The organism is Halosimplex aquaticum, from assembly GCF_028747785.1.
In the GTDB taxonomy this organism is placed as follows: Archaea; Halobacteriota; Halobacteria; order Halobacteriales; family Haloarculaceae; genus Halosimplex; species Halosimplex aquaticum.
Window position 1 is genome coordinate 1,216,196 of sequence record NZ_CP118158.1, and the last position, 25,808, is coordinate 1,242,003.

Here is a 25,808-nt window from a genome sequence, read left to right on the forward strand (position 1 = left end):
ACAGCGAGGGCGGCGGTTACGACAGTTCGGCTTCGACCCGGTCGACGAGGTCCGCGTTTCCGAGGTAGACGGGACTGCGCTCGTGGAGTTCGTCGGGGTCGGCGTCCAGCAGGTCGCCGTACCCGTCGGAGACGCGACCGCCGGCGGCGTCGACGACCAGACCGACCGGCGCGCACTCGAAGCAGTAGCGGAGCTTCCCTTCCGGCGTGTCTTCGAGTTCGGGATAGGCGAAGATACCGCCGTGGGTGAGCACCTGCGTCACGTCGGCGATGAAGGCGCCGCCGTAGCGGAGTTTCAACCGGTCCTCCTCGAAGCCTTCGACGGCGGCCGTGACGCCGGGCGTCCAGTCCGGGCGGCGGCCGCCGAAGGCGTAGACGGTCGGGTCCTCTGGGAGAGTGAAGTCCTCGCGGAGGGACTTCCGGTCGCCGCCCTCGATCAGGTACTCGTCGACCGTCTCGCCGTCGCAGACGACCATCGTCGTGTTCGGCCCGTAGAGGACGAACGCGGCGGCGACGAGATCCGACCCGCTCGTCGGGAGCGGTTCGTCGTAGACGCCGACGATGGTGCCCACCGGGTTGTTCGACCGGAGGTTCGAAGAGCCGTCGAGCGGGTCGAGCGCGAGGTGGTACTCGCCGCCGTCGGCGCGCTGCTGGTCTTCGCGTTCCTCCGAGGCGTAAGAGGCGACCGCGTCGAGGTCGAGCAGGCGCTCGGCGAACAGTTCGTCGGCGTGCTCGTCGGCGGCGCTGACGCGCTCGCCGCTGGGGTTCTCGCCGTCGACGTAGGCGCGGCGCTCGGGCAGGGCTTCGCGGACCTCCACGGCCGTCTCGCGGACCACGTCGAAGACGGCGTCGACTCCCTCGTCGCCGGTCCACTCGGCCGGAGACGGGGCCGACCGATTCATGCCTTGGCGGGCGCGGCCTGGAGCGCTTCGTCAACGGACGCCTCCTCGTAGATGACCTTCTCCAGCGCGTCGAGGATGCGCCGCGGGTTCTCGCGCTGCCAGACGTTGCGGCCGACGGCGAGACCGGCGCCGCCGGCGTCGATGACGCTCTTGACGTTCTCGAGGAACTCGCGGTCGTTCTTCTTCGACCCGCCGGACATGATCACCTTGGTCGGCCCCGCCATCCGGTTGACCCGTTCCATGGCCTCCCGGCTCCCAGGATATTTGACCTTCGCCACGTCGGCGCCGAGTTCGAGCCCGAGCCGGGCGGCGTAGGCGATGACGTCGTCCTTGGTGTCGTTCTTGACGCCCTGGCCGCGGGCGTAGGACCACATCACGACGGGGAGGCCGTACTCGCGGGCCTTCTCCTGGACCTCGCGGAACTCCTCGAACATCTCGACCTCGCAGTTCGTGCCGGGGTAGACGGTGAAGCCGATGGACTCGGCGCCCAACTCCTCGGCGGCGTACTCTACCGAGCAGTTGACGGCGCTGTCGGGCTCGCCCATCCAGAGGTTGGAGGTGCCGTTGAGCTTGGCGAGCAGCGACACGTCGTCCTCGTAGGAGGGGTAGTAGGCCTCGGCGACGCCCTTCCCGACCGCGAGCGACGTGACCGCCGGGTGTGTGGCGACCTCGAAGACGTGTTCCGGGTTCGCGCTCTCGGGCTGTGGGTCGAAGTCGACCGGCCCGTGCTCGATGCCGTGATCGTACGCCAAAACGAGTACTTTCCCGTCCCGCGTGACCGGAGCGTCGTCGATGGGTCGCATTACGAATACGCGTACTCGGACCGGCGTTATATATCTTCTTTCTGACACTATTTACTACTGGCCGAGTAAACGATTGGCGCGTGCGACGCATCCGCACGGGCTGAAAGCCCCGATATCGCGGGTTCGGGCGTAATCGACAATTAGCTGGTAACGAAGTTTCAACTACGAGATTATTTCCGGGTCGGCAAGCGGTCGCCGCGCGGGTCGGGTCGCCAGCTGACGGGCGGGTGCGCCAGCAGGCTTACGCCCCGGGCGGGCGGAGCGTGAGGTATGCGCGGACTCGATGCCATCGACACCGTCGGCGTCGTCGGCGCCGGCACCATGGGAAGCGGGATCGCTCAGGTCGCGACGCAGGCCGGATACGACGTCGTCCTCCGCGACGTCGCCGACCACCTCGTCGAGCGCGGGATCGAGACGCTCTCGGGCGGGCTCGACCGGCTCACCGACGAGGGGGAGATCACCGCCGACGAGGCCGACGCGATGCGCGAGCGCGTCGACGGAACGACCGACCTGGAGGACCTGGCCGAGGCGGACGTGGTGATCGAAGCGGTGGTCGAGGAGATGGACGTGAAGCGGGAGGTGTTCGCCGACCTCGACGAGGTGACCGACGACGACGTCGTGCTGGCGACCAACACGAGCACGCTCTCGATCACGACCATCGCCAGCGCCACCGAGCGCCCCGAGCACGTCGTCGGTCTGCACTTCATGAACCCCGTCCCGGTCATGCGAGGGGTCGAAGTCGTCGTCGGCGAGAAGACCGCGCCCGCCGTCGCGGAGTTCGCCCACGACTTCGCCGAAGCGCTCGGGAAGGAGACCTGGGAGGCCGACGACAAGCCGGGCTTCGTGACGAACCGCATCCTCATGCCGTGGATCAACGAGGGGATCCGCGCTTACGACGAGGGCGTTGCCTCGAAGGAGGACGTCGACCGCGGGATGGAACTCGGCACGAACGTCCCGATGGGACCGCTCGAACTGGCCGACCACATCGGCCTCGACGTCTGTCTGCACGCCTCCGAGACGCTCCACGAGGAACTCGGCGACCGCTACCAGCCCGCCTACCTGCTGAAGCGAAAGGTCGAGGCCGGTGACCTGGGGAAGAAGTCCGGACGGGGCTTCTACGAGTACGACTGAGCGCACGGAACGCCAGCCGAGACTCAAATCACAGTCTGATCCTCCGGAACCGACTTGATACGCGGGCGAGACGAACGGGTAATGACAGCCCGTCGCCCCGTCCTCCTCGCGGCCCTCCTCGTCGTCTGCTCGCTCGTCGCGGCGGTCCCCGCCGGTCCCGCGAGCGCGGCCCCGCCGCCGGAGGCGGTCTGCGGCGTCTGCGGCGACGGGCTCGAATCCGCCGCCGACGATGCCGGACTCGCGCTGACCGTCGAACGCGGCGCGGCGACCATCGACGTCCGCGACAACGGGACCGGCCACTGGCACGCCCGCGTCCGGATCGACGGCGACGCCGCCGACCGACTGCGGGCGAACGAGACGCTCCGGGAGCGGGTCGTCCGCGCGAGCCTCGATCGGCGCACGGTCGTCGACGACCCGCGGAACCTGCGGACGCGCGTCGAGAACGCGACGCTCGTCGTCGACTTCGACGTGGCCGGCGTCGCGCACCGGGGCGCGGGCGGCGTCGTCCTCGTCGACCTGCTCGACTGGCGCACCCGCGCGGCGGGCCTCCGCCTCGACGCCGACGAACTGCGTATCCGCGGGCCGAACGGAACCGCCGTGACCCGGGCACCTCCCGGGGCGACCGCGGAGGGCCGGTCGGTTGTGTGGCGCTCGGCCGACTCGGACGGGTTCGGCGGCGACACCCGACTGGCGTTCGCGCGCTCCGACGGGGTGGTGGCGCAGAGCCTGACGACGATCGCGATCGTCGCCTACGGGGTCGCGCTCGCCGGACCCGGCGTTGTCCCGCTCGGGGTGATTCCCGCGGTCGCGCTCTGCGGCGCTGTCCTGGGGCTCCGTCGGTGGGGCGGTGCGCTCCCCGCCGTCGACCCCGGACTCGTCGCGAAGGGGATCGCGGGCGGCGGCGTCGTCGTCGCGGCGGTCGCATCGGTGGCGCTGGTCGCGTCGGCCCTGCTCGATGCGACTGTCGCCGAATCGGTCGCCTCGTTCGCCGCCCTGTACGCGCTGGTCGCGGGGGCCGCACTGATGCTGGACCGCCCGTCGCCGCGAGTCGCGCTCGGCTGGACGCTCGGGGCGACGGCGGTCGTGGCTGCGGTCGCGAGCGTCGTCTCCGTGGTGGCCTTCCAGACGGCGCTCCTGTCGATCCCCGTCGCCCTCTGGTTCCCGCTCGGGCGTGCGCTGGGAAGCGACCGCTGGGTGACCGGATTCGTCGCCGGCGCGCTGGCGCTCTCGCCGTTCGGGGCGGCGGTCTTCTTTCACCCGCCAGCGTCGGCGGCGATAGCGCTACTGGGCTCGCTCTTCACGACGATTCCCTGGGCCGCCGCGACCGTCTGCTTCGGCGTCCCGCTGTATCTCCTCGGTCGCGAACTCGGTCGAGACGGGACGGTGACCGGCGGAACGAGCCCCGCGACGCGCGACCCGTCGGTGTGAGATGACCGCCAGACCCGTCGGACGAGCGTCAGACGCGGCGGAGTTGAATGCCCCTAATCAACCCTTTGGTTTCGAGTGGAGAATCGCTCGACGGCGCTGGCGCTTCCCGGATAACTGTTCCTGTCGAAACGCACCTTCGAGACGGCCGCCGCCGCCACCCAGTGGGCTGGAAACCACGGCACCTGCAGACCGTAAGAACGTTTCGGTCCCGAACGGGTCGACAGTCCGCGTTCGCGACGGGTATCGGCTCGCCAGTCGCCGTCGGCCCCTCACCAGCGGTGGTGGACGTAGTCGGCGACGTGCTCCTCGTAGATGTCGCGGACGGCGCCGTGAGTCTGGTGGGAGAGCGGGTCGAGCGCGGCGGCGTCGTCGTTCTCGCTGACGTGCTCGGGCGTCGTCGACCCGGGGATCACGGTGGAGACGGCGTCGTGGTCGAGGATCCAGCGGAGCGTGAACTGCGCCATCGTCGCGTCCTCGGGGACGAACGGTCGCAGGTCGTCGACGGCGCGGAGACCGTCTTCGAACGGGACGCCGGCGAACGTCTCGCCGCCCTTCCGACCGACGCCGGCATCGACGCCCTCTTCGGCGGCCGTGCGGCGGTGGTCGCCCTCGCCGAAGTCGTCGACGCCCTCGAAGACGTCCGCGAGCAGGCCGGAGGCGAGCGGGACGCGCACGATGATCCCGACGTCCTCGTTCGCCGCTCGCTCGAAGAAGCGCTCGGCCGGGCGCTGGCGGAGCGGGTTGAAGATGATCTGCACCGTCTCGACGACGTCGTACTCGACGGCTTTCGACGCCTCCTCGACCTTCTCGACGCTGACGCCGGCGTGTTCGATCTTCCCCTCCTCGCGGAGGGCTTCGAGCACCCGGAAGTTCTCGGGGTCGTAGAACGCCTCGGTCTCCGGGCAGTGCAGCTGGACGAGGTCCAGCGAGTCGACGCCGAGGCGGTCGAGCGACCCCTCGACGGAGGCGCGCAGCCCCTCCTCAGAGTGGCCTTCGTCCTCGTCCGGGGCCGCCTTCGTCGCGACGTAGATGCGCCGGTCGGGGTCGCGCTCGTCGAGGACCTCCCCGATGAGCCGCTCGGCGCGGCCGTCGCCGTACACCTCGGCCGTGTCCAGGAAGTTCACGCCGTCGTCCAGCGCCGTGCGGATGGACTCCTTGGCCTGCTCGTCGGTCACGTCGCCCCAGCTTGGGCCGACGTTCCACGTTCCGAGGCCGATCTCCGTGACGTCGTAGCCCGTCGAACCGAACTTTCGCGTGTCCATGCCCGGACGCAAGGACTGTGCCGCGAAAAAGGTGGGTAATCCGGCCCGTGCTTCCTCGTTTCGCGGTCGGCGACCGGCGCGACCGCGCAATACCTGCCGAACAATCAAGGGACGAGCGCGGGTAGTGCCTGCATGGACTTCGCGCTCACGCAGGAACAGCGCCAGATCCGCGACATGGTCGCGGAGTTCGTCGACGAGGAGGTCGCCCCCCGCGCCGCCGAGATCGACGAGACCGACGAGTTCCCGCGGGATCTCGTCGACCAGATGGCCGAACTCGGCCTGATGGGAATGCCGATCCCCGAGGAGTACGGCGGTGCGGGCCTCGACTACCACGCCTATCCGGAGGCGCTGGTCGAGATATCTCGGGGGAGCGGCGGTCTCGGGACTATCGTCGCGGCTCACGTCTCGCTGGCGTGCAACATGGTCTACGAGTTCGGCGACGAGGACCAGCGCGAGCGGTACCTGACGCCGATGGCCGAAGGGGAAGAGATCGGCGCGTTCGCCCTCTCGGAGCCAGGCGCCGGGAGCGACGTGCCGGCGATGGAGACCACGGCGGAGCGGTCGGGCGACACCTACACCATCGACGGCGGGAAGCTCTGGATATCGAACGGCTCCGTCGCCGATACGGTCGTCGTCTTCGCCAAGACCGACCCCGAGGCCGGCGGCAAGGGCATCTCCTCGTTCGTCGTCCGCCCCGACGAGGACGACGGGTTCCACGTCGAGGGGACCGAACACAAACTCGGCGACAAGGGATGCCCCACCGCCGAATTGCGCTTCGACGACCTGGAGGTCCCCGCGGACCGCCGTCTCGGCGAGGAAGGCGAGGGGCTCGTCCAGGCGCTCAAGACGCTCAACGGCGGCCGGATCACGATCGCCGCCCGCTCGATCGGACTCGCGCAGGCCGCGCTGGACGACGCGCTCGAATACGCCCAAGACCGCGAGCAATTCGCCCAGCCCATCTCCGAGTTCCAGGCCATCCAGCACAAACTGGCCGACATGGACACGAAGATCCAGGCGGCCCGCTACCTGATGCACGCCGCGGCCGACAGGAAGATGCGCGGCGAGCGCTACGTCAAGGAGGCCGCCCAGGCGAAGCTCTACGCCTCGGAGATGGCGCGTGAGGTGTGCAACGAGGCCATTCAGATCCACGGCGGCTACGGCTACACGACGGACTTCGCGGTCGAGCGGTACTACCGGGACGCGAAACTCAACGAGATATACGAGGGGACGAGCGAAGTGCTGCGGAACACGATCGCCGATCAGTTGCTCGACTGAGTGCGGTCATAGCGAGTCACGAACCCCTCCCCGAAGCGTTTTCACCGATAGGGCACCACGTTCGGATATGGCACGTGCCGATGCGGGGACGGGTGACGACGAACCCAGAGAGATCCGACTCGTCGAGAACCCCGACGGGCAGTGGACAGCTCGCGACCTGCAAGCGGAAGTTTCCGCACAGGGCTCGACGCGGTCGGCCGCGCTGGAGAACCTAGACGCAGTCGTCGACACGGTTGTCGGTGACGGTGGTCACGAGCCCACCGACAGTGAGCTTCGTGACCTCGGTGTCGACCCCGAGACCGCCCGGACGCAGGACGACGACCTTCCGGACGTGCTCCAGTAGCGGATGGTTACGCGCGATTTCTCGGGCGAAGATGTGTACAAAGTACTCGTCAACGTCGGGGGATTCCGACACGTTTGAACGACCGGCGACCATCTGATTCTTCGCTGGGATCCTCCGGAAAGCCACGCAGACACCGACCCGCGGACGGTCACGGTGCCCGTACACGATTCGATCAGTATCGGGACGCTTCGAGACATCGCGGCCGACGCCGGCGCGGACGACTTCGAATCGTTCTGCACGTGGATCGACCGTAACTCGTAGGCTCGATCCGTTCTACGTTAGCGCTCTCCGTCCACCGTTCGCCCGTCCTCGTACCCGTCGAACCGCGAGATCGAGACGGCCTCGTAGTACTCGGTCGGGTCGCCGTCGACGAGCTGGCGGGCGACGATATCACCGACCGCCGGCGCGTACTGGATCCCCGCCCGCGTCGCGGCCAGCGCCAGCCCGTCGACGCCGGTCCAGCCGGCGATGGGCTTGCCGTCCGGCGTGCTCGTCCCCACGCCGACCCACTCGTCGACGAGCTCGGCGTCCTCAAGTCTCGGCAGCAGCTTATTCGCCACCCGCAGCGCCGTCTCGCGGTACTCGTCGGGCGCCGTGTCGCTGACCGCAGACGGGTCGAGGCGGGACTCCCGTTCGTCCTCGCGCGGAGTGTAGGTCACGAGAATCGTGTCGTCGCGCTTGGGGTGGATCCCCACCGAGGCGTCGTGCGATTTGATCATCGGCAGTGAGTACGGCAGTGGGTCGGCCAGCTCCAGCGCGAACACGGGCGAGCGGATGTGTTCGATGGGCAGGTCGACCCCCGCGAGCGCCGCGATTTCGGCGTTCCACGGCCCCGCCGCGCAGACGACCGATTCGACCGGGACTGATTCCATGCCGTCAAGTTCGACGCGGGTGACGGCCCCGTCGGCGACGCCGATGTCCGTGACCTCGGTGCCCGTCTCGAATATCACGCTGTTCGCGCTGGCGCGCTCGACGAACTCCATCACGAGTTCGCGTGGCCCGAGCGTCCGGCTGTCGTCCTGCACGTAACCGTACTGCGGCCGGTAAAGCGCGCCCTCGACGATGCCGGCGTTCAGCGGCGGGAGGAGGAACCGATCGCGGAGCTTTGCGCCCGGCACGTAGTCGACGAGGCTGTTGGCGTACTTCGACGCGCCCGTCGTCTCCGGCGGCTCCGCTCCCGATCGTTCGGACGCAGTGGACGCGAGCGCTTCGAGTTCCCGGGCACCACCATCGGTCGTCGAGACCCGCAGTCGCCCCGACTGTCGATACCGTGGCTCGGCTTCGGGGTCGGCGAAGAAGTCGTTGTACTGGCGAAAACCGTACTCTTTCATCCGGTGGTAGGGACCTGGTCCAGCAACACCGATCATCGCCGTCGCACGGAACGTCGTCGCCGACGCGAGTTCGCCGCGTTCGTAGACGGTGACGGGAGCGGCCGTCCGCTCGCTCAGGTGGTACGCGACGCTCGCCCCGACGATACCGCCCCCGATCACGGCGACTTCCTCATCCATGGCGGAGGTGTCGACCGTTCGTGTGAAAGATGCTACGGGAGTGTGAGAACCGATCGACCGGATACCGACGCGGGAAGTCGGCCGGGAGAAGAGACGCCCCGCGACCGGGCGAACTCGCTACTCGTCGGCGGTGGGGATCGGGCCGGTCCCGGTGACCTCGCGGACGGCGTCGGTGAGCTCCCGGCGGCTCTCGAAGTAGGGGACGTCGACCTCGGCCATCACGTCGGCCAGTTGCCGGGGGCCGTCGGGGGTCCGGATCGTGGCGTCGCCCTCGCGGTCGACGATCTCGCTGTGGGCCATCCCCCAGTTAAGTCGCGAGGCGACGCGCGCGAGGGGCGCGCCCTCGACCGGTTCGCCCTCGCCGAGCTCGACCGCGGGTTCCTCCTCCTCGTCGGACTCGTCGTCAGCCATGTGTCTCCCTTTTCCTCCCCGGCGATTAGAGCTTTCGCTTCCAGACGGCGGGGTAGCGCGGACGACGACGCCGGGAACCCGACAACTGCGGTGGACTCGGCGCGCCCGGTTCAGAACAGGTCGTCGAGTTCCTCGTTGACGAACGCCTCTTTGGCGTCGGGGCCCGCTCCCTCCTGTGCGTCAGCGGCCTCGCGGGCGCGTTCCATGAACTCGTCGATGCGGTTGGAGCGCTCGACGCCGCCCAGGAGCACGAGCGTCGCGATGCGCTCGGAGTCCAGCGGGAAGTCGCCGCCGCGGACCTGCATGCTCCCGGTCTCCTCTTCTATCCACGAGCGCGCCCGCTCGACGCCCTTCCGCGAGATGCGCTCGGGCTGGCCGGCGACGACGAGCAGGCCCGTCTCGGCCTCGACGACGTTGGGGACGCTCGTCCCGGTCAGGAGGGCGTTGCGAGTCGTCGACGTGATCGCGTTGACGTTCTCGCCGGCGTCCTCGCTGGCGGCGGCGCTCGCGTAGCCCAGGACGGCCATGCCGCCGGGGCGGAGCGTGTTGATGATCTCAGAGGAGTCGACGACGCTCTCGGCGATGTCGTCGACGGCCTCGATCTCGCCGGAGGCGAACAGGAGGCCGAGCCGCTGGGCGATGTTGTCGTTTATCTCCTGGTAGCCCTCTTCCATGCTCTCGCCGGCCGTACGCCAGGCGTCGTTGTCGATGAGGAGGAGAGAGTCGGCCTCACGTGCGACGGTCTTGAGCGAGCGGCCGGCGTTGGCCTGGTAGATCGCGCCCTCGTCGCGGCCGGGGAGGACGCCGACGACGTAGACGGGGATGTCGTGGATGCGCTTGAGTTCGCGAGCGAGCGCTGGCGCGCCGCCGCTGCCGGTGCCGCCGCCGAGGCCGGCGACGATGACGACGGCCTCGGCTTCCGTCGAGAGCTTCGCGTCGAGGCCGTCCATCACCTCCGTCGCCTCGTCTTGCATTATCTCGGCGCCGAGTTCGTTGTCCCCCCCGACGCCGTGACCCTTGACGCGGTCGCGGCCGATAAGCATCGTGTCGATGTCCAGACTCTGGAGATCAGCTTGGGCGGTGTTGACCGCCATGGCGCCCTGGACGGCGCCGAACCCCATGTCGTAATCGTACTCGGCCAGCCGTTGGGTAACCTTCCCACCGGCCTGGCCGACACCAATCAGGACGACCTTCATACCCGTACCCTCGGTGCAATGGTTATTGAACGTTGGGACCGCCCGAGGGTTCAAGTGCGGTGACGGGACGAGGGTCGCCCATGTCCGAGCGAGACCTCGAAGCGCGACTCGACGCCGTCGAGCGCGCGCTGACCGACGACGGCACCGACCTGACCGACCTCCGGGAGACCGCGGACGCGGTCAGCGAGGCAAGCGATCTGGCGTCGCGAGTCACGGAGCTCGAATCCCGGGTCGCGGAACTCGAAGCGGGACTGCAGGCCGTCCGCGGCTACGCCGGGAACGTCCGCGCAGTCAACCGCGAGGTCGAACGCCGCGCCAGCGCCGCGCTGGCCAAGGCCGAGACGCTCGAAGCCACCGTCGAAGACGACGCCTCCGCCGGACCGACCGTTCCCGCTCGAAATCCCGACGACCGGGCGCGCGACGACCGCGTCGCGTCGAGTCACGACGCCGATCCCTCCGCGAATCCACGCGAGAACGGCAACGGATTCGGCGGACAGTCTGCGGACGTCGGCGAAGCGCCCGGGAACTCGACCACTCCGGAGGGCGCGAACGTCGGACCGAGTCCCGACGAGTCTCAGTCGGCGAACGCCGGGGCCCGCCGTTCGCCGAGTACCGGAGTTCAATCGAGGGGTCCCGGGACTCACGCCAGTAGCGGTAGGGCTCAGCGAGGCAACGGCGCAACTCAGCAAGGTGATGGCGCAACCCAGCCAGATAACGGCGCGACCAAGCAAGGTACCGGCGGGGACCCCTCCGGGGGCGGTCCGGTTTCGCAGGACGGGAGCGCACCCCAACCCGGTCGCCAGAGCGGTGGCGGGGGGCGGGGTCGGTCGCAGCCATCGCGGCCTGACGGCGGCGAGCGCGAGGGCGACGAACCGGGGCCCGCCGAGGCGGAGAGCCAGACCGAGCAGTTCATCGAACGCGTCAGGGACGCCCTGTGACCCGTGGTCAGGGTGGCGTTCACCGTCGCGCTCCTCGTCGCCGTGGCGGGCGTCGTCGTGCCCGCGACGGAGTACGCGGGCGTCCAGCGCGGCGACACGGCGGTCAGGGACGCCGTCGAGCGACTCGTCAGCGAGGCGCGAGCGCTCGCGGCCGGAAACGACGCGCTCCCCAGCGACACGGTCCCCGCACGCCGCGCCGTCGTGCTCGCCCTCCCGACAGACGGCTTCGCCAGTGCCGGGGTCGAGCACTTCTCGCTCGGACCCCCGAACGCAGACGGGGCGACGTCCGCGTCCGGCGAAACCAGTGACGGGAGCGGAACTGACAGAGAGTCGACCCTGTTCACGTGGCGGGTCGCGGGTGGAACCGAGCACACCGTCGTCGCCGACGGCGTGCGGATCCGGCCGCGCGGCGGTCGGCCCCTCCGCCTGTCGGGCGGACAGACGCGGGTGATCCTCAGACTCGTCGACGAGGACGGGCAGACCGTCGTGCGCGTCCGGCGCGAAGGTTGAAGTACGAACCCGCGACCAGCCGCGGCCATGCACGCGCTGCTGTCTCGACTCCGCGAGGACGACGACGCCACGGCGTGTCGGTGTCGCCCGGGCTTCGAGGGCGACCGGCTCGTCGTCGACGCGGACGACTGCCCCGACGCGGGCCGGCTCGAATCGTCGGCTGACTGCCGCGATACCGTCGTCGACCGCCTCACGGAACGGGACGCGACCGCTGTCACCACCCGTGCGGACGGCGTCGTCCGGGCCTACGAAGGCGACGCCGCGGCGTTGCTCGTCGCCGCGGGCCGGTTCGCAGACGCCGCCGGGTTCCGCGACGAGCGACTCGCCGAGCTGGCGACCCGCGATCCGCTCGCCGCCGCGCGGGAAGCGACCGGTCGGGCCGGTCCCGTGAATCGGATCGCCGCCGAAACCGGCCTGGCGGACGGTGCTGCCCGGGCGCGCGACTACGAGGACGCGCTCCGTCCGTTCGTGGGGCCGACCGTGAGCCGTTCTCGGGTCGCCGCGAGGCCCCCGTCCGACGCGCAACTGGACTCGCGCCGGGAGCTCGACTCCGGCGGAATCGTCCGCATCTACGACCGGCCGGACGACGCCGTCCGGACGTACCACCTCGAACCGGTCGAGGCGCGCTTCGGCGCGTCGGCGTCGGCGACGCTCGCGGCCGCCTACGAGCGGCTGGCGGGCGGCGCGGTCTCTGGCGCGGAGCGGGCGCCCGGGCGAGCGGTGCGGAGCGTCGCCGCGGAGGACGATCCCGTCGAGGATATCGCGGCCGTGCTCCGGAAGCACGCGCGCGGGTACGGCGTCGTCTCGGATCTCTTCGCCGACGAGCGCGTCTCCGACGTGTTCGCCACCGCACCCGTCGCGTCGACGCCCCTGCGAGTCCGGGTCGACGGCGAGACGATGCGGACGAACGTCCGGCTCACACGCGACGGCGCCGAGGCGCTGGCCTCCCGCTTTCGCCGCGAGAGCGGCCGGGCGTTCTCCGGGGCGGACCCGACCCTCGACGCCGCGGTCGCGTCGGGCGACCGGCGCGTCCGCGTGGCCGCGGTGACAGATCCGGTGAGCGACGGCATCGCATTCGCCTTCCGCGCGGGCGACCGCGACCCCTGGACGCTGCCGGCGCTCGTCGCGAACGGGACGATGACGGCCGATGCCGCCGCGCTCCTCTCGGTCGCCGTGGAACGCGGCGCGGCCGGCCTCGTCACCGGTCCCCGCGGCGCCGGCAAGACCGCCTGTCTGAGTGCGCTCCTCTGGGAGGTCCCGCCGGAGACCCGGAGCGTCATCATCGAGGACACGCCGGAACTCCCGGTGGACGCGCTCCACTCCGGGGGACGGGACGTGCAGGCGCTCCGGAGTTCGCTCGACGGCGCGGGCCCCAGTCCGACCGACGCGCTCCGGACGGCGCTCCGCCTCGGGAGCGGCGCGCTCGTCGTCGGCGAGATACGCGGCGAGGAGGCCGAGACGCTGTACGAAGCGATGCGCGTCGGCGCGAACGACGGCGCGGTGCTCGGGACGATCCACGGCGACGGCGGCGAAGACGTCCGCGAACGCGTGGTCGCGGACCTGGGCGTCGCTCCGGCATCGTTCGCCGCGACGGACTTCCTGGTCACCCTCGAAGCCACCGAGACGGACGAGGGGACCCAGCGGCGCGTCCGCTCCGTCGAGGAAGTCCGACGGGTGGGGGGTACGACGACGGGCGCTGCCGGATGCGGTGAGCCGACCGGGAACGGGTCCGTCGCGTTCGCCGCGCTCTTCGAGCGCGACGCGGACGGGCTCGACTCGACCGACCGGATCGAGCGCGGGAACAGCCGGCTCGTCGAGTCGCTGGCCGGTCCGGCGGAGACCTACGCGGACCTCCGCGAGGAGCTGACCGCCCGCGCGTCGTGGCTGGACGACCTCGTGGCGACGGGTCGGACCGCGCCCGAGACGGTCGAACCGGCCCGCGTCGAGCGGGTGAAATCGTGACTCCCGACGGCCGGTCCGGGGGGCCGAACCGGGGCTCCCGGACGCTCAGACCCGCTGGCACCACCGAACCGAGCGACGCGTCGCGCCTCGTCCCCGTGGTCGAGGCGCTCGCGTCGATCCCGGCGTGGACGCCCGAGACCGACCCGGTGCTCACACGGGCGGTCGCCTTCCTGGACGACGACCTCGACCCCGAAACGGTTCTGCGAGCGGGCGACGGCGCCGGCGTGGTCGCCGCTGTCGCGGTCGCGGTGCCGGTGATCGTCCTGCTCGGTGCGCCGTCGGCGGCGATAGCCGCCGGGCTCCTCGTCGGGACGGCAGTCGCGGCCGTCGCGCGATATCTGCCTCGCCTGGTCGCGACCGCGCGGCGGACCCGCGCGCTGGGGACCGCGCCGGAACTCGTCAGCAGCGCCGTGTTGCGGATGCGACTCACGCCGACGCCGGAGACGGCGGCCGCGTTCGCGGCCGGGACCGGCGACGGGAGGTTGGCCCGGAGTCTCGCGGAACACGTCCGAAGCGGTCGCGGGACAGGTCGGTCGGGCCTCTCCGCGTTCGCCGACGAGTGGGCCGAGTGGTTCCCGGCGTTGCGGCGCGCGCTGACGCTCGTGGAGTCGGCGGGGTCGGCGCCCGCGGAGGAGCGCGAACGCGCGCTCGACGCCGCGCTCGACGTGACGCTCGACGGGACCCGCGAGACGATGGCCGAGTTCGCTGCCTCCGTTCGGGGGCCTGCGACGGCACTCTACGCGTTCGGCGTGTTGCTCCCGCTCGCGCTCGTCGCCCTGCTCCCGACGGCCGGCACGGTCGGCGTCGAAGTTCCGCTCGCCGCGGTCGTGCTCGGCTACGACGTGCTCCTCCCCGCGACGCTGATCGCGGCGAGCGCGTGGCTGCTCTCGCGGCGACCCGTCGCGTTCCCGCCCACGCCCATCACTCGCGACCACCCCGACGTGCCCGACCGGCGGTGGCCGGCACCCGTGGCGGGGTGTATCGCGGCGGCGGCCGCCTGGCCGGTCGTCGATCACGTCGCCGCGCCGTGGACGGGGCTCGTGGCGGCGCCCACGGCGGGCGTCGGCGTCGCGCTCGTCGTCGCCTATCGCCCGATGACCGCCGTACGCGACCGGGTCGCGGCCGTCGAAGCCGGCCTCCCCGACGCCCTCTACCTCGTCGGCCGTGAGGTGGGCCGGGGCCGGTCGGTCGAGACGGCGCTCGACGACGCGGTCGGGCTGCTGGAGTCGGCGACCGGCGACGTGTTCGCCGACGCCGCACGCCAGCAGCGCCAGGTCCGCGCGGGCGTCCGCGAGTCGTTCCTCGGCGAACACGGCGCGCTCGCCACCGTCCCGAGCGAGCGGGCCCGGAGCACCGCGGAACTGCTCGCCGTCGCCGCTTCGGAGGGCCAGCCCGCGGGGCCGGCGGTCGTCGCGATGGCGGACCACCTCGACGACCTCCGCGGCGTCGAGCGGGAGGTCAGACGGGACCTGGAGCGGGTCACGTCGACGCTGGCGAATACGGCCGCGGTGTTCGGCCCGCTCGTCGGAGGTGCCACCGTCACGCTCGCCGAGCAGATGAGTTCCGACGGGCCGCTCACCGCGGCCGTCTCGCCCGCCGCGCTCGGGACCGCAGTCGGGGTCTACGTCGCGGTGCTCGCGGTGATCCTGACGGTGCTCGCCACGGGCCTGGAACGCGGGCTCGACCGCTCGCTCGTGGGCTATCGAGTGGGGCGGGCCCTCTGTCTCTCCAGCGCTGTCTTCGTCGCCGGACTGGTCGGCACGGGGTGGCTCGTCTGAAGGTTTAAATCCGGTCGGGCGACCAGGCCGGCCCATGTTCGACACCGCCGTGGAATCGACGTACGTCTGGCTCGCCCTCGCGGTCGTCGGCGCCGGGGTGTTCGGCCTGGCGCTCCGGATCCCGACCGCACCGCCGCCGGACGCGACTGGCGTCGCTCGCACCGTCGACAGCGTCGCGTCGAGCCCGCACGAGGCGACCGCTCGACACCCGCTCGACGCCCGGCAGATCCGGCTCGGCTCGCACCGCCTCGGTCTGCGCGGTCCCGGCGGGGACGCGCACGCGTCGCTCGCGTACGGTCCGGTCGTGCCTGCGACGGGCGGCGACGGCGACCGACTAGCCGCGGTCTTGGAGGGGGTACCGCCGAACCGAGTGTTCGCGAGCAAACAGCGGTTCGCACGAGCGCTCGACCGGTCGCGCGTCCGCGACCCGTCGTGGCAACCGGCGCCGGAAACGCTCGTCGTCCGTCGCGTCACGTGGGGGGAGGTCAATGCGACCCTCGTCGGCGAGTAGGGGCCAGACCGAACCGGTCGCGGCCCTGGTCGCCGTGGTCGTGGTGGCGCTCGCGCTGGCGGTGTACGCCGGCGCGTTCGAGGGGAGTCTGCCGGGCTCTGTCGACCGCGACCACGCGGAGGCCGCCGCCGACCGCGTCGAACGGGCGATAACCGCGGGGGGCGTCGCCAGGCCCGGGCGGTTGGGCGACGCGCTCGACCGCGTTCCGACCGGGTTCGAGGCGAACGCGACGCTCACGGTGGGCGACCGGACCGAGCACGCCGGTTCCGCCGCCCCGACGACCGCCGACAGCGCGAGTCGACGGGTCAGCGTCCGCGTCGGGGCCGGACGCGTGGCCTCCGGTCGACTGGAGGTGCACGTATGGACGTGAGGGCGTCGAGCACGGCCTTCGACACCGTGATCTTCGTCCTGCTCGTCGGCGTCGCGGTGGGCGTCCTCGCCGGCGTCGACGCGAGGAGCGTCGACGGCGACCGCATCGCCGAGGAGACCGCCGACGTGCTCGCGACGAGCACCACCGAGGTGACCTACACGCGCTCGGTCACCGTGGAGTCGTCGTCGCTCCTCGGCGGCACCGAGAGCCAGTCGGTCGCTGTCACGCGGACGGCCCGCGGCACGCACGCACAGTTGCTCGCCGCGGCCGCGGTCTCGACGCCGTCGCTCGACGGATCGCCGCTAGTCGGCGCCGGTCGGGAACTGCGGGAGGAGAGCCGCGTCGCGGCCGAGCGCGTGCTCCATACGCGCGAGGCGAACGTCCAGGTCGCCGTCGCCTGGCGGCCGTATCCCGGCGCGACGCTCGCGTCGTCGTTCGCCGTGGGCGACGCGCCGCCGTCGGACGCGGACGTGTCGATCACGACGGTGTCCGCGGCGAGCGGTCTCCCCAACGTCACCACCGAGGCCCGACGAGCCGCCGGGCGCGGCGGCTACGGGGGCGTCGCGACGGTGGTCGCCCGGTCCGTCGTCGACGGGCTCTTCTCCCCGTCGGAGATGCGAGCGGCGCTCTACAGCGAGGGACCGGACCGAGCGCTGACGGCTCACCGATATCGTCGAGCGTCGGACGCACTGGGCGTCGAAACGGCTGATCTGGTGCGTCCGCGAGGGGTCGACGCGGCGAACCGGAAGCTCACTCGCGCGCTCGCGGAGCGGCTGCGCGCCGACATGCGAGAGCGATTCGAGACGCCGGAGGCGGCCGCGCGAGCGATCCGGACTCATCAGGTTCGCCTCGTCGTCAGGACGTGGTCGCCGTGAGCCGGCGCGGGTTCGAACTGGGGACGCGCGGTCGAGTCCCGTTCGCGCTGGTCGGCGTCCTCCTCGTCCTCTCCAGCGCGCTGTTCGCCAGCGCCGTCGACAGGCCGCAGCCGACGCCCGAACCCGCGGTCGACCTGGCCGTCGAGCGGACGACGGCGGACGCCAGGGCGGCCGTCAGAACCGCGGTCGCTGACGCGGGCGTGGCCGCCGCCAGCGATCCGGTTCTGACGCCGGCGAACAACGAGTGGGGCGACGTGCTCGACCCGGAGACGGCGTTCGAGGACGCGCTCCGGGCGCGGATCTACCTGGCCGCGCGCGAGCGGCTCGGCTCGGTCGCGCGCACCCATCGCGGCGTCACGGCGAACGCGTCGCTGGCACCGACGCCGACGCCCGAAGCGCTCGGCGAAGCGATCGAACGGGTCGAGGTCGAACGGACCGGTCCGAAGGGAACGAGCCTCCGGGTCGAGATCTCGAACGTCACCGTGCAGGCGACCGACGACGGCCGGGTCGTCGGCACCGAGCGGGTGTCGTTCACTGTCGTCGTCGCGACACCGGTGTTGGCCGTCCACGACCGGGTCGAGGCGTACCAGGAGCGGCTGAAGGCGGGCGTCGCGGAGCCTGGGCTGGGCCAGCGACTGACCGCTCGCCTCTACGCGGTCGCGTGGGCACGAGGATATGCCCAGTACGGCGGTGCGCCGATCGACAACGTCGTCGCCAACCGCCACGTGGAACTCATGGCCAACGGTGCCATCCTCGGCGTCCAGCGGTCGACCTTCGGGCGGAGCGACCCCGACGGGCGACAGGCGCTCCTGGGTGCGATGGCAGCGGTCGGCATTCAGGATCTGGTCTCGGCGCGCGGTCCCGCCGATCCGGGCGTCAACAAACTCCTCCAGCAGCAACTGCGATCGGCGACGGCGCCGGCCGAGAGCGCGGGGGTTCCCGGGCTGGCATCGGGCGGCACGGACGCGCCGGCGCCCAACGAGACCATCGACGTGTCGGTCGGGCTCTCTGCTGACCGGGCGTTCCGGGAGTTGCTCCGCGAGGAGGCGATCAACGGGACGATCGACTCCGTCTACGGCGCACGCGTCCGGACGGTCGCGGCGACCGAACGGGTCAGCGGCGGGAAACCGGACCGACCGGGACCGCCGGACGACCCGAACAGCTGGGAGTTCCGGGCGGAGACGACCGACACGGACGTGATCGACGTCTCGAACGCCACGCGCGGACCGAGCGTCACCGTCCCGTCGGGGTATCACCGGCTGGATACGTACGTCCGGTGGGTCCGCCTCCGGCACGAGCGACGAGCCGTCTGGTACCACAACGGCTCGGTCAACGCGACGACGCGGACGAGCACCGAGACCGAGCGCGTGACGGTCGCAGTCGTCGGCGACCACGCCGTCACGCGGCACGCGCCCGATAACCCGATCGCGACGGTCCACGAGCGCGGCGGCCCCTTCGACGGCCCGAACCTCGCCGACGTGCCCGGCAAGGTCCGCGAGGAGGTCCTCGACGCCGGGGGCGGCCGGGACGCGCTCGCCGGACGAGCCGCTCGCGGCGCGCTCGACACGAGTCCCAGATCCATCGACGGCGAGTGGCCGGGCGAGGTGTCGCCGTGGATCTACGGCGGGCTCGTCGACCTGCGGCGGACCGTCCGGAACGCGTCGGTGTCGGTCTCGCGGGGGAAGATGGGCACCCACGAGGTCAACCCCGGCGCGAAACTCGCCGCCCATCTCCGGGACCGACGCGCTGCGCTCGTCGGCGCGCCGTCCACCTACCCGCACGTCGCCGCGAAGGCCCGCGCCGCCGTCCGGGGCCGGTATCTCGATCTCGTGATAGCTCGGCTGGAGGACCGAGCGGACGAGCGTTCCAAGCGCGAGGCCGCGCTCGCGGACGCGCTCGAAAGCGTGGGCGGTCCGTCGCTCTCGCAACTTCGTAGCGGATACGATGCCCGCCGGGCCGCCGACCGGGGGAGCAGTTCGGGATCCGGCGGACGCGTTGGCGAGTCCGGGACCGATCCCGTCACCGGGCTGGACATGCACGTCGACGGTGCGCCGCCGTATCTGACGCTGACCGAAGTCAAGACGGGCGACGTCACCGCGGTGCGCGACGAGGACTCCCCGACGTACCCGTTGACCGCCAGGAACGTCAACTACGTCACCATCCCGTACGGAGACGCGACGGACGCGGTGCTGACGGCGCTCATGCCGGGCGGGTCGAGCCGCGAGCGACGGCTCGTGACCGCCGCCCGCGCGCTCCGCGCCGCCAACGAGACGCTCGACCATCGGCCGAACGCGACGGTCGAGGAACGACGGGACCGACTGCGCGTGAAACTGGACTCGACGGTCGACGCGATTCGGGACGCTCTGGGACGGAAACTGCGTCGCCTGCGCGTCGGCAACGGTTCGGCACAGCGCGACCGGATCGTCGACGACGGGCTCTCGCAGTGGGACACCCTCGACGGGCGAGCGCTCGCGCTGTCGAACGGGTCCGTGATCGACCCGATCGTCGCGGCGGCCGAGGAGCGGACGACCGACGACGGCTGGACGACCCGAGAGCGCGACCGGGTGCGGCTCCGCCTCCGCACGGCGCTGTACGATTCGCTGGAGTCCGAGCGCGGGAAGGTCTCGGGTCCGGCGGTGACGGGCGCGACCGAACACGTGAAGGCCGCGGTCAGGAAGCGGGTGAAATCGGAGGTCTCCGGCGTCCTGGAGAGGCAATTCAACGAGTCGGTCAACCAGATCCCCGCCGGGATCCCCCTGGCGCCGCCGCTGGGCAACTGGGTCGCGACGATGAACGTCTGGTCGGTGACGGTGCGCGGGCAGTACGCGCGCTTCGCCGTCGAGACGCCGCGGCGGACGCCCGGTGCGGGCGACGCCTCACTGAACTACGTCCGCGACGGTTCGAACGCGACGCTCGACATCGACGAAGACGGCGAGGCTGACGTACTGGGCCGGGCCTCGCGGGTGACGTTCACCACTCGGACCTCCGTCGTGGTCGTCGTGCCGGCCGGCGGGACCGGCGTCGGCGACATCGACGGTAAGGCGATCGAGGAGTCGAAGGGGTGGGCCATCCCCGGCCCGGTCGACCGGGAGCGGCCGTGGACCGGCGAGAAGTACCCGCTGTCTATCAACGGGTCGGGCGATACCTGCGACCGTTCGGACGGTCCCGACGCCCCCGTCGACCCCCGTCCGGCCGGGGTCGAGACCGACCCCGAGTGCCGGGCGGAGAGTGACAGTGACTTGTAGGCCGACGGCCAAGGTCGGGTATGCTCAGAGGCGAGTTCGAGTCGGCTGGCGAACTGTCACCCGAGGAGTTGCGGAGCGCGTACGGCGAGGCGCTGGCGGAGACGGTCGAGGCGGTCGGCGTCGACACCGTCGCCGAGCGTTCGGGCGTCGACCGCGACGTCGTCGAGGCGGTCGCGGCCGGCGAGGAGCCCGAGCTGACGCTGGAGGCCGCGGCGGCGATCCTCTCGACGGACCCGGAGCGGCCAGACGGCGAGACCCTGAAGATGGACGCCCTCGACATGCTGCTGATGGGGATGACGACCGCGGTCGTCGACGTAGACGCCGTGGCGACGGGCCTGAACGACGAGATGGACCCCAAGGAGATCCAGCAGAAGGTCGAGGGGCGCTACCCGATCACCCTCGCCGAGTACGCGGCGATCCACCACTTCCTCGAATCGCGATAACATGCGCGTCGCCATCCTCGGCTGCGGCTACGTCGGCCTCGAACTCGGCCGGCGACTCGCGGCCGACCACGACGTCGTCGGCGTCCGCCGCTCGAAGGATGGCGTCGAGCGTATCGACGCGGCCGGATTCTCCGGCGTCCAGGCGGACGTGACCGACGCGGACGCGCTCGAAGCGGTGCCCGACGCAGACGCCGTGGTCTTCGCGGCGAGCAGCGGCGGTCGCGGCGCCGAGGCCGCCCGCGAGGTGTACGTCGACGGTCTCACCACCGCGATCGACCACTTCTGCGGGCGCGCAGACCAGCCGGACCGAGTCGTGTATACGTCGAGCACAGGCGTATACGGCGACCACGGCGGCGACTGGGTCGACGAGTCGACGCCTATCGAGCCGACGACGCCCAAGACCGAAGTGCTGGCCGAGGCCGAGCGGATCGCGCTCGAACGCTCCGCGGAGTACGGCGCGGAGGGGACCGTCGCGCGCTACGCCGGGCTGTACGGGCCGGACCGCTACCGCCTGTCGCGCTACGTCGACGGACCGGTGACCGAGGGCTATCTCAACATGATCCACCGCGACGACGCGGCGGGGGCGGTGGGGTACCTGCTCGAATCGGACCGCGCTCGCGGCGAGGCGATGAACGTCGTCGACGACGAACCGGTCGACAAGTGGGCGTTCGCCGACTGGCTGGCCGAGCAGTGCGAGGAACCCGAACCGCAAAAGCGGACCATCGAGGACCGACTCGCCGCCGAGGACCTCTCGGAGACGGTCGAGCGGCGCCTGCGGACGAGCAAACGCGTCTCCAACGAGCGGCTGCGAGAGCTGGGTTACGAGTTCGAGTATCCCACGTTCCGGGAAGGGTACCGGGCAGCCGTCGACGCGTATCTCGGGGACGGCGACCGCGAGGGTGAGTGACGGCCTGCCGCTGGCGGGTGTGAACTCCTGCGAACGCGGTCGGCGAGTCCAGTCGGCGAATCGCCGCAGAAATCGATTCTGTGGCCTCTATTCGGGCGGATACCCGGCGTGCGGAACAGTGAGAAACTACTTGACCCTCGAAGGCGACAGCCCGGATATGCCACACGCAGCCGCGGGTGGCGTCGGGATCGCCGCGCCCTCCGACGCCGCGTCGGCGGTCGCAGAGCAGGACCCGTTGGTCCTCGCGGCCGCCGTCGTCGGATTGCTCGCGGTCCTCGTCGCGCTCTGGTGGGGGATCAGACGCCTCCGCCGGACGCCCGGCGAGCGGTTCGTCAGTCACCTCGCGGACTACGAGGACGTCTCGATCCTCATGCACCCCAACCCCGACCCCGACGCCATGGCCTCGGCGCTCGCCGTCGCCGAGTTCGCCGAGGAGGTCGGCGTCGACACCTCGCTGCAGTACCCCGGCCAGATCCGCCACCAGGAGAACCGGGCGTTCGAGACCGTCCTCGACCTGGACTTCGACCAGATCGACACCGCCAGCGACCTGCTCTCGGAGAACGTCGTCCTCGTCGACCACAACGAGCCCCGCGGGTTCGCCGGCGCGGAGGGCGTCGACCCCGTCGCGGTCGTCGACCACCACCCCGGCGACGGCACCGGCTCGGAGTTCACCGACGTTCGCCCCGACCACGGCGCCTGCGCCAGCATCTTCGCCGAGTACTTCGAGCAACAGGACTGGGACGCCCTCTCGCCCGAGGAGGCCGAGGCCGTCAACGGCGACGCCGACCGCGTCCTCGACTCCGACACCGCCACCGGTCTGCTCTACGGGATCCAGTCGGACACCAAACACCTCACCAAGGGCTGTTCCGCCGCGGAGTTCGCCGCCAGCGCCTACCTCTACGACGGCATCGACGAGGACCGCCTCGACCGCATCGCCAACCCGCAGGTCGACGCCGAGGTCCTCGACGTGAAGGCCCGCGCCATCGACAGGCGCTCGGTCCGCAACGCCTTCGCCGTCAGCGACGTCGGCGAGGTGTCCAACGCCGACGCCATCCCCCAGGCCGCGGACGAACTCACTCGCCTCGAAGGCGTGACCGCCGTCGTCGTGATGGGCCAGAAGGGTGACACGCTGCACCTCTCGGGCCGCTCCCGGGACGACCGCGTCCACATGGGCAAGACGCTCAGGGCGGTGGTCGAGGAGATCCCCATGGCCAATGCCGGCGGCCACGCCCGCATGGGCGGCGGCCAGCTCTCCGTTGAGCACATGGAGGGCCTCGGCCCCGGCGACGGCCTCGACCGCCAGGAGTTCGTCGATCGGCTGTTCGACGCCATGGCCGGCGACATCTAGCTGTTCTCCCTGTCTGTGCAGTCGCCGGTACTCCGGTCGTTGGTGATTCTGTCCCGCATCTGATCTCGACCCGCTCGTTAGGAATGGGTTCGACCGCTGGTGACGGCAAGCGACGAAACCCCTCGCACGGCGCCGTCGCGGGACGAGACGCGCGACAGCGCGGCCAGAATAAATGTCGATCGGCCGACGCTCACTCCCCGGCCACACTGTCGAGGGCGTCCTGGGACGCCCGGCAGACAGCGTCGGGGTCGAGGTCCGTCTCGGTCCAAGCGGGGAGTCGGTCGTCTGACGCCGGCGGGCGGACGGACTCGGCGTAGGCGTCGACCTGCTCGTGCTCGGCCACGCGGTCGAACTCCAGCCCGTTGAACGCGGCGTCGGCGGCGTACTGGTCGACGAACCGCCGAGCGGTGGTCCGGTAGCGCTCGCGGAGGGCGTCGTGGTCAACGGCGACGCCGTGGTCGGCGAGCGCGCCGAACAGCGCGGCCGCGACTTCGTCGGCCATGTCGGAGAGCCCGCCGCGGCCGCTGACGGCGCGGTGGTCGTGCTCGTGGATGCCCAGGTCGACCTGCGCGGTCCCATCGAAGCCGGCCTCGCGGAAGGCATCGCCGAGGGTGGCGACCTCCAGTCCCCAGCCGCGGGGCGGCCGTAGCTGGCGGACGAGGTCGCTGGTGGCGGCGAACTCGCCGGCGAGCGCGTAGCGGAACGCGCCGAGGTAGTCGACGATCGGATCGTCGCGCGACTCGCCGAGCGCGGCGACCAGCGGTTCGTAGAGGAGGCGACAGAGGCGGCCGTAGAGCCGGCGGTTCTCGACGCGGGCGTAGTAGCCCTTGGCGAACGAGTAGTCGCGAGCGAGCGGGAAGAGCAAGCGGGGGACGTGGTCCGGACCGTAGGTCGTCGCGTCGGCGTCGTGGACGGCGACGAACTCGCTGCGGGCGGCGGCGACGCCGAGCGCGAGCCACACGTCGCGGCCCTTGCCGGCCTCGCCGTTCAGGCCATGCTCGTCGAGCAGTGACCGGACGGCCGGGGCGTTACACCACAGCAGGTCGGCGTCGACGTCGATCGAGTCGACCCACTCGCGGACGTCGTCGACGGTCCCGCCGCCGGCGCGGAGGGCGACGAGGACCGACTGCGGGTCGACGTCGCCGAGCGTCGAGAGCACCTGCTCGGCGGCGAGGCTGGCGTGGTCGCGGTCGGTCAGGGGCACGACGACGGTGGCCCGGTCGACGGGGGCCGCGGGGCTCGCGTCGCCGAAGTCGTGCAGCGTCGCCACCCGCTCCTGGACGTACTCCATCGACGCCCGCTAACGACTCGATTCCCATATAGTTCGCTGTTTCGGCGGACGAGGTCGGCCGGCGACTGCGGGCTGGCGACCGCGGGCCGGCAACTGCGAGCCGGCGCGGTCGATTCACGCGCGCGCACCGCTCGGGAGTCGCCCGGTCCGCTGGGCAACGACGAGGGCGGCGAGGACGACGACGAGCGCGCCGGCGAAGGTCCGGAATATCAGGTCGAAGGCCACGTCGGCGTCGCGGAGGAAGCCGACGGCGTACGAGCCGCCGGCCTGGACGAACATCATCGTCCCCGAGTAGGCGGCGTAGGCGCTCGCGCGGTGGCGGTCCGGGAGCGACCCGAGCAGGTAGGTGTCTATCGCCGGGAAGAGGCTGTGCGTGACGTAGCCCAGCGCGATGCTGAGAGCGACGACACCGAGGAGCCCGGAGACGGCCGTCAGTGCGAGCAGGACGGCCACGAACCCGCCGAGCAACGCGAGCAGATACCGGACCACGTCGAGGCGGTCGGCCAGTCGGCCGGAGAGGAACATGGCGGGGACGCCGGCGCCGAAGACGACCGAGAGGACCGTCCGCGCGGTCGACTCGGTCAGCGACTTCGTCTCCGCGAGGTAGGTGGGGTAGAAGTTGAACACGCCCTGCCAGACGAACCCCGTGGCGCCCAGCATGACGACGGCGGCGAGGACGAGTCGCCACTGCGCGCGGACGGCGACGAGCAGTTGTCGGTCCTCGCTGCCGGCCTCGGGCAGGTCCGTGCGCCAGGCCGCGACGGTGAACGCGACTGTCGCGACGGCGGTCCCGACGGTCATGACCCGGAAGGTGGTCGGCCACCGCCCGGCGTCGAGGACGGCGGTGACGAACAGCGGGGCGCCGACTGCTGCGATCTGCGCGGCCGTGCCGTGGACGCCGAGCGCGGTGCCGACCCGGGAGGGATAGAGTTCGCTGACCAGCGGGTTGGCGGCGATGAAGTACGCGCCGCCGGCCGCCCCCATGAGGAACGCCGCGGCCTGGAGCGCGCGGATGCCCGGCGCGACCGACGCGAGCGCAGTGGCCGCGGTCAGCGTCGCGCCGGTCGCGAAGACGACGGCGTGGCGCGGGACGCGGGTCAGGAGGTATCCGGTCGGGATGCGCGGGACCGCGCTGCCGACCCAGACGAGCGAGGCGAGCAGGCCGACGGCCGAGGCGTCGACGGCGAGCGCCGCCCGGAGCGGGTCGAGCAGCGGCGCGAACACGACCCGCCCGAGGTTGACGACGAACACCATCCCGCAGAGCGAGCCGAAGAGGTGGCGGCGGGTCACACCGCGGGGTTGGTGCGCGGCCCTTCAAGCGTTGCGACTGCGACCGGCGATCCGACCGCCGTTCCGGCGTATCGCCCGACCG

At 71.3% G+C, this 25,808-nt stretch carries 24 protein-coding genes; 16 read left to right on the forward strand and 8 right to left on the reverse strand.

The window, feature by feature from the left end; genetic code table 11:
- Positions 1–16: 16 nt before the first annotated feature.
- Positions 17–901: a class 1 fructose-bisphosphatase gene (locus tag PSC72_RS06030; protein ID WP_274324988.1), complete on the reverse strand. Its 885-nt coding sequence runs from the start codon at positions 899–901 to the stop codon at positions 17–19.
- Entirely contained in the window at positions 898–1,704 is an 807-nt protein-coding gene (locus PSC72_RS06035; protein WP_274324989.1) for a class I fructose-bisphosphate aldolase, read from the reverse strand. The genes PSC72_RS06030 and PSC72_RS06035 overlap by 4 nt, the downstream gene beginning before the upstream one ends.
- Positions 1,705–1,974: 270 nt before the next feature.
- Here PSC72_RS06035 and PSC72_RS06040 point away from each other — a divergent pair, with 270 nt between their 5' ends.
- Both PSC72_RS06040 and PSC72_RS06045 read left to right on the forward strand, forming a co-directional pair.
- Complete coding sequence (locus PSC72_RS06040) at positions 1,975–2,835, forward strand: 3-hydroxyacyl-CoA dehydrogenase family protein (RefSeq protein WP_274324990.1); 861 nt, start codon at positions 1,975–1,977, stop codon at positions 2,833–2,835.
- Between the two features lie 81 nt (positions 2,836–2,916).
- The gene (locus PSC72_RS06045) at positions 2,917–4,263 is read left to right on the forward strand and encodes a hypothetical protein (RefSeq protein WP_274324991.1); all 1,347 of its coding nucleotides are present in this window, start codon (positions 2,917–2,919) and stop codon (positions 4,261–4,263) included.
- A gap of 269 nt (positions 4,264–4,532) precedes the next feature.
- On the opposite strand, the gene PSC72_RS06050 is transcribed toward PSC72_RS06045, so the two are convergent.
- Positions 4,533–5,525 (reverse strand): aldo/keto reductase, encoded by a 993-nt coding sequence (locus tag PSC72_RS06050; protein WP_274324992.1) that lies wholly within the window; start codon positions 5,523–5,525, stop codon positions 4,533–4,535.
- 132 nt (positions 5,526–5,657) lie between these two features.
- On the opposite strand from PSC72_RS06050, the gene PSC72_RS06055 reads away from it, so the two are divergent.
- From PSC72_RS06055 to PSC72_RS25450, 3 genes are all read left to right on the forward strand, one after another.
- Positions 5,658–6,800: an acyl-CoA dehydrogenase gene (locus tag PSC72_RS06055; protein WP_274324993.1), complete on the forward strand. Its 1,143-nt coding sequence runs from the start codon at positions 5,658–5,660 to the stop codon at positions 6,798–6,800.
- A 67-nt stretch (positions 6,801–6,867) separates the two neighbouring features.
- Entirely contained in the window at positions 6,868–7,143 is a 276-nt protein-coding gene (locus PSC72_RS06060; protein ID WP_274324994.1) for a type II toxin-antitoxin system HicB family antitoxin, read from the forward strand.
- Between the two features lie 96 nt (positions 7,144–7,239).
- On the forward strand, positions 7,240–7,404 hold the full coding sequence (locus tag PSC72_RS25450) for a type II toxin-antitoxin system HicA family toxin (RefSeq protein WP_328518192.1): 165 nt from the start codon (positions 7,240–7,242) through the stop codon (positions 7,402–7,404).
- Positions 7,405–7,421: 17 nt separating this feature from the next.
- On the opposite strand, the gene PSC72_RS06070 is transcribed toward PSC72_RS25450, so the two are convergent.
- The 3 genes from PSC72_RS06070 to PSC72_RS06080 form a co-directional block, all read right to left on the reverse strand.
- Positions 7,422–8,651, reverse strand: a complete 1,230-nt coding sequence (locus tag PSC72_RS06070) for an NAD(P)/FAD-dependent oxidoreductase (RefSeq protein WP_274324995.1) — start codon at positions 8,649–8,651, stop codon at positions 7,422–7,424.
- Positions 8,652–8,768: 117 nt separating this feature from the next.
- Positions 8,769–9,062, reverse strand: coding sequence for a DUF5789 family protein (locus PSC72_RS06075; RefSeq protein ID WP_274324996.1), 294 nt, complete (start codon positions 9,060–9,062; stop codon positions 8,769–8,771).
- A gap of 110 nt (positions 9,063–9,172) precedes the next feature.
- On the reverse strand, positions 9,173–10,258 hold the full coding sequence (locus PSC72_RS06080) for a tubulin/FtsZ family protein (RefSeq protein ID WP_274324997.1): 1,086 nt from the start codon (positions 10,256–10,258) through the stop codon (positions 9,173–9,175).
- A gap of 80 nt (positions 10,259–10,338) precedes the next feature.
- Between PSC72_RS06080 and PSC72_RS06085 the strand changes: the two genes are divergently transcribed.
- The 11 genes from PSC72_RS06085 to PSC72_RS06135 all read left to right on the forward strand — a co-directional run bounded on the left by PSC72_RS06085 (position 10,339) and on the right by PSC72_RS06135 (position 23,145).
- A complete protein-coding gene (locus tag PSC72_RS06085) occupies positions 10,339–11,196 on the forward strand; it encodes a DUF7310 family coiled-coil domain-containing protein (protein WP_274324998.1) in 858 nt (285 codons plus the stop codon).
- Between the two features lie 3 nt (positions 11,197–11,199).
- The gene (locus PSC72_RS06090; protein ID WP_274324999.1) at positions 11,200–11,706 is read left to right on the forward strand and encodes a DUF7311 family protein; all 507 of its coding nucleotides are present in this window, start codon (positions 11,200–11,202) and stop codon (positions 11,704–11,706) included.
- A gap of 27 nt (positions 11,707–11,733) precedes the next feature.
- Positions 11,734–13,668 carry a type II/IV secretion system ATPase subunit gene (locus PSC72_RS06095; RefSeq protein ID WP_274325000.1) on the forward strand — a complete coding sequence of 645 codons (1,935 nt, stop codon included), beginning with the start codon at positions 11,734–11,736 and terminating at the stop codon, positions 13,666–13,668.
- A complete protein-coding gene (locus tag PSC72_RS06100; protein WP_274325001.1) occupies positions 13,665–15,446 on the forward strand; it encodes a type II secretion system F family protein in 1,782 nt (593 codons plus the stop codon). Before PSC72_RS06095 ends, PSC72_RS06100 begins: the two co-directional genes overlap by 4 nt.
- A 34-nt stretch (positions 15,447–15,480) precedes the next feature.
- Positions 15,481–15,957: a DUF7283 family protein gene (locus tag PSC72_RS06105; RefSeq protein ID WP_274325002.1), complete on the forward strand. Its 477-nt coding sequence runs from the start codon at positions 15,481–15,483 to the stop codon at positions 15,955–15,957.
- Positions 15,935–16,327, forward strand: coding sequence for a DUF7285 family protein (locus PSC72_RS06110; RefSeq protein ID WP_274325003.1), 393 nt, complete (start codon positions 15,935–15,937; stop codon positions 16,325–16,327). The genes PSC72_RS06105 and PSC72_RS06110 overlap by 23 nt, the downstream gene beginning before the upstream one ends.
- The gene (locus PSC72_RS06115; protein WP_274325004.1) at positions 16,318–17,202 is read left to right on the forward strand and encodes a DUF7284 family protein; all 885 of its coding nucleotides are present in this window, start codon (positions 16,318–16,320) and stop codon (positions 17,200–17,202) included. The genes PSC72_RS06110 and PSC72_RS06115 overlap by 10 nt, the downstream gene beginning before the upstream one ends.
- Positions 17,199–20,447, forward strand: a complete 3,249-nt coding sequence (locus PSC72_RS06120; RefSeq protein WP_274325005.1) for a DUF7286 family protein — start codon at positions 17,199–17,201, stop codon at positions 20,445–20,447. The genes PSC72_RS06115 and PSC72_RS06120 overlap by 4 nt, the downstream gene beginning before the upstream one ends.
- A 20-nt stretch (positions 20,448–20,467) precedes the next feature.
- Entirely contained in the window at positions 20,468–20,890 is a 423-nt protein-coding gene (locus PSC72_RS06125) for a DUF5791 family protein (RefSeq protein WP_274325006.1), read from the forward strand.
- 1 nt (position 20,891) lies between these two features.
- Positions 20,892–21,797 (forward strand): SDR family oxidoreductase, encoded by a 906-nt coding sequence (locus tag PSC72_RS06130; RefSeq protein ID WP_274325007.1) that lies wholly within the window; start codon positions 20,892–20,894, stop codon positions 21,795–21,797.
- 157 nt (positions 21,798–21,954) lie between these two features.
- A complete protein-coding gene (locus tag PSC72_RS06135) occupies positions 21,955–23,145 on the forward strand; it encodes a DHH family phosphoesterase (RefSeq protein ID WP_274325008.1) in 1,191 nt (396 codons plus the stop codon).
- 190 nt (positions 23,146–23,335) lie between these two features.
- Here PSC72_RS06135 and PSC72_RS06140 read toward each other — a convergent pair whose 3' ends face one another.
- Entirely contained in the window at positions 23,336–24,436 is a 1,101-nt protein-coding gene (locus tag PSC72_RS06140) for a glycosyltransferase family protein (protein ID WP_274325009.1), read from the reverse strand.
- Between the two features lie 114 nt (positions 24,437–24,550).
- Complete coding sequence (locus tag PSC72_RS06145; protein WP_382261324.1) at positions 24,551–25,726, reverse strand: MFS transporter; 1,176 nt, start codon at positions 25,724–25,726, stop codon at positions 24,551–24,553.
- Positions 25,727–25,808: the final 82 nt, after the last annotated feature.